Origin of the sequence: Pantoea sp. CTOTU49201, from assembly GCF_032054795.1 — a bacterium.
GTDB lineage: Bacteria > Pseudomonadota > Gammaproteobacteria > Enterobacterales > Enterobacteriaceae > Pantoea > Pantoea symbiotica.
Genome location: NZ_DAMBSA010000485.1, coordinates 1 through 3,141, shown reverse-complemented (window position 1 = coordinate 3,141; position 3,141 = coordinate 1). Strand labels below are relative to the sequence as shown.

Below are 3,141 nucleotides of genomic sequence, written 5' to 3'. Positions count from 1 at the left end.
GTGCGGTGGAATGTATTCCGGGCGCGAGTTTTGAATCAGGAAGGTTTCGGCGGCTTGGGTAATCAGCGTCAGCGATAAGGTGTTGAGCATTTGCAGGCGGCGACTGGAGTTTTTCCAGCGTGACGATTCCATCATCAGCTGGCCGCGCATGCCGTTGAGCGCCGTGGTGCGACGCACTAACGCGCTCCAGGCTTTATCCACTTCATCTTTATCTTCATGTGCTACGCACAGCTGCAGCAGTTTGTAGTGCGCCACCAGCAGCGCATCCACTTCCTGCTCAATCACTTTTTTGATCGAACGCGGCGAGAACAGCATGTCGGCGAGAATCGCACACAGAATACCGATGACGATTTCACTGCAGCGCTCAACCGCGAACTGCGGAGCCAGCGTTAAGCCGCCGCTGGCATCCGCCGTGACCACGATGATCAGCGCGGTATAACCGGCAAGGCCCAGCGCATAGGAGTTTTCGACTTTGATCAGCGACGAGAGCCACACGCACATGCCAGCCCACAAACAGCACAGCAGCAGCATCACCACCGGCGCGCGCACCGTGGCAATCATGATGGTGAGCGCGGCGATACAGCCAATGAAGGTACCGATGATGCGCAGAATGCCGCGATAGCGCAGTGCGCCAGAATAGGGATCGCCCCCCGCAGCAAAGGCGGTACCACCGGCCACGATGCCGGCGGTCATCACCGCCCAACGCGGCGTTTCCAGATTGAAGTGAAAGCCAATCATCAACGCCGCAACCAGCGCGAAGGTGAGCTTCACCGGGAAACGCAAAAACTCAATCATATCGCCCTCGCTTAACCAAACTCACGCAGGCGATTGAACAACTGCGCCAGCGGCGAGACTTTGGTTTCGCGATCCTGCGCACCGGTGATCACCACCGTTGCGGTGGTACCCGCCGGGAAGCGGTTGCCCGGTTGCTCATCGAGACGAATACGCACCGGAACACGCTGCGCCAGACGCACCCACTCAAGATTCGAGTCGATGGTCGCCATGCCTTTGCTGTCGCTGCTGCTGCTGCTGTTGGTTACGCCTGCCGCGATGCTGTCGACGGTGCCGCGCAGCACTGCGTTGCTACCCAACGGCGTGATTTGCGCGCGGAAGCCAGGACGCACGCCATCCAGCTTGGTCTCTTCCATATAGGCCAGCACATAGAAGGAGTGCTGCTGCACCAGCGCCACGGCGACTGAACCGCGCGTGATAAATTCGCCCTGATAGACATTAAGGTTGGTGACCCAGCCGTCAGATGGCGCTTTGATGGTGGTGCGATCGAGGTCGATCACCGCCAGATCGCGCGTGGCAACGGACTTCGCCAACTGATGCTCGCTGGTTTGCAGATCGTTGTTGGATTGCTCAATCGCTTCACGCGACATAGCGCTGGTACCCAACTGATTGCGACGCGTGGCTTCACGGCGTTTTTCACTCACCAAAGCTTGATAATATTCGACATCCGCCTGGGCTTCATCCAGCGCTTTTTGGTAGCGCGGACGGTCAACCACAAACAGCGTATCGCCTTTTTTTACCAGTTGGTTATCGTGCACCGGCACGTCAGTGATGATGCCGGTGACGTCAGGCGAGATCGCCACGACATCGGCAGAGAATTTGGCATCACGCGTCCACGGTGATTCGGTGTAGAACACCCACGCGCGGAAGATGATCACGATGGCGATGACAACCAGCAGGAGTGTAATCGCGTATCGCGCGATTTTTCTTATTAGCGCTTTCACTTAAAGAACCTCAGACGAATAAACGGGATACAAGGTAAAACACACAGCAATACAGTGCGGTGTTAAACAGTGCGGGATGCCAAACCAGATCGTAGATCCCGCTGGGCGTCAGCACGCGTTTCACCAGCCAGAACAGCGCCAGTGAAACTAATAGTTCAACGAAGATGGGCGGAAAACTCAGCCCGAATACGACAAATACCGGAAGCACACTCATTTCGGATCCTTAGTTCGACCTTGCCGGATTGCACCGATACCTGCCCACATGCCGTGCGGCACGTTGGGTTTACGATCAGGGGATGACGGATAAACTGATGGCAACATTCAGGCCGCGTTGAGCTAATCATAGCGTATCATCGGGTTAACACAGCCATGTACAGGTGCAGTGAAGAGACCCAGCGACGCGTATAGTAACGCGCTTGACTATACGTTTTCTACATATTGTGAGCTAAATCACTTTTTAGCCAGAGTAAACAATGGATCGACTTAAAAGCATGTCCATTTTCGCCAAAGTGGTTGAATTGGGTTCATTTACCGCTGCGGCGCGCCAGCTACAGCTTAGCGTTTCGTCTATCAGCCAGATTGTCGCCAAACTGGAAGATGAGTTACAGGTCAAATTGCTTAATCGCAGCACGCGCAGCATTGGCCTGACTGAAGCCGGAAAGATCTATTTTCAGGGCTGTCGCCGCATGTTAGCGGAGGCTTCGCAGGTGCACGAGCAGCTGTATGCCTTTAACAACACGCCGATCGGTATTCTACGCATCGGCTGCTCATCGACGATGGCGCAAAATGTGTTATCGGCGATGACCAGCGAAATGTTACGCGAATATCCGGGTTTGAGCGTCAATCTGGTGACGGGCATTCCTGCACCCGATTTGATCGCCAACGGTTTGGATTTGGTAGTGCGCGTGGGTGCGCTGCAGGATTCGAATTTGTTCTCACGTAGACTGGGCGCGATGCCGATGGTGGTGTGCGCGGCGAAGAGCTATCTGGCGCAGCACGGCACGCCAGAGAAACCCGGCGAGATCGATAATTTTTCGTGGCTGGAATACAGCGTGCGCCCGGATAACACGTTTGAACTGGTTGCGCCGGAAGGATTGGTGACGCGCCTGACGCCGCAGGGCCGTTTCGTCACCAACGATTCGCAGACGCTGATTCGCTGGCTGAAAGCAGGTTGCGGTATCGCCTATGTGCCGTTGATGTGGGTGATTGATGAGATCAGCGCGGGGGAGATCGATATTCTGTTCCCGCAATATCACTCGGAGCCGCGCCCGGTCTATGCGCTCTATACTGAGAAAGACAAGCTGCCGCTGAAAGTGCAGGTGTGCATTGATTATCTGACCGAGTATTTCAGGCAGGTAGCGCAGCAGTATCAGCAGCATCGGAAAGGTTGAGGGCAGATGTTCAG

At 55.5% G+C, this 3,141-nt stretch carries 4 protein-coding genes; 1 reads left to right on the top strand and 3 read right to left on the bottom strand.

Features of this window, described 5'->3' with window-relative positions; translation table 11 throughout:
• From RTY00_RS22585 to aaeX, 3 genes are all read right to left on the bottom strand, one after another.
• Positions 1 to 795, bottom strand: a 795-nt coding sequence (locus RTY00_RS22585) for an FUSC family protein (protein WP_312666381.1), incomplete at its 3' end; no start/stop codon positions are given.
• Positions 796 to 806: 11 nt separating this feature from the next.
• Positions 807 to 1,736, bottom strand: a complete 930-nt coding sequence (aaeA, locus tag RTY00_RS22580) for a p-hydroxybenzoic acid efflux pump subunit AaeA (protein WP_008101975.1) — start codon at positions 1,734 to 1,736, stop codon at positions 807 to 809.
• A 10-nt stretch (positions 1,737 to 1,746) separates the two neighbouring features.
• Positions 1,747 to 1,950 (bottom strand): p-hydroxybenzoic acid efflux pump operon protein AaeX, encoded by a 204-nt coding sequence (gene aaeX, locus RTY00_RS22575; protein ID WP_007891984.1) that lies wholly within the window; start codon positions 1,948 to 1,950, stop codon positions 1,747 to 1,749.
• 259 nt (positions 1,951 to 2,209) lie between these two features.
• Between aaeX and aaeR the strand changes: the two genes are divergently transcribed.
• The gene (gene aaeR / locus RTY00_RS22570) at positions 2,210 to 3,127 is read left to right on the top strand and encodes an HTH-type transcriptional activator AaeR (RefSeq protein WP_277967321.1); all 918 of its coding nucleotides are present in this window, start codon (positions 2,210 to 2,212) and stop codon (positions 3,125 to 3,127) included.
• Positions 3,128 to 3,141: the final 14 nt, after the last annotated feature.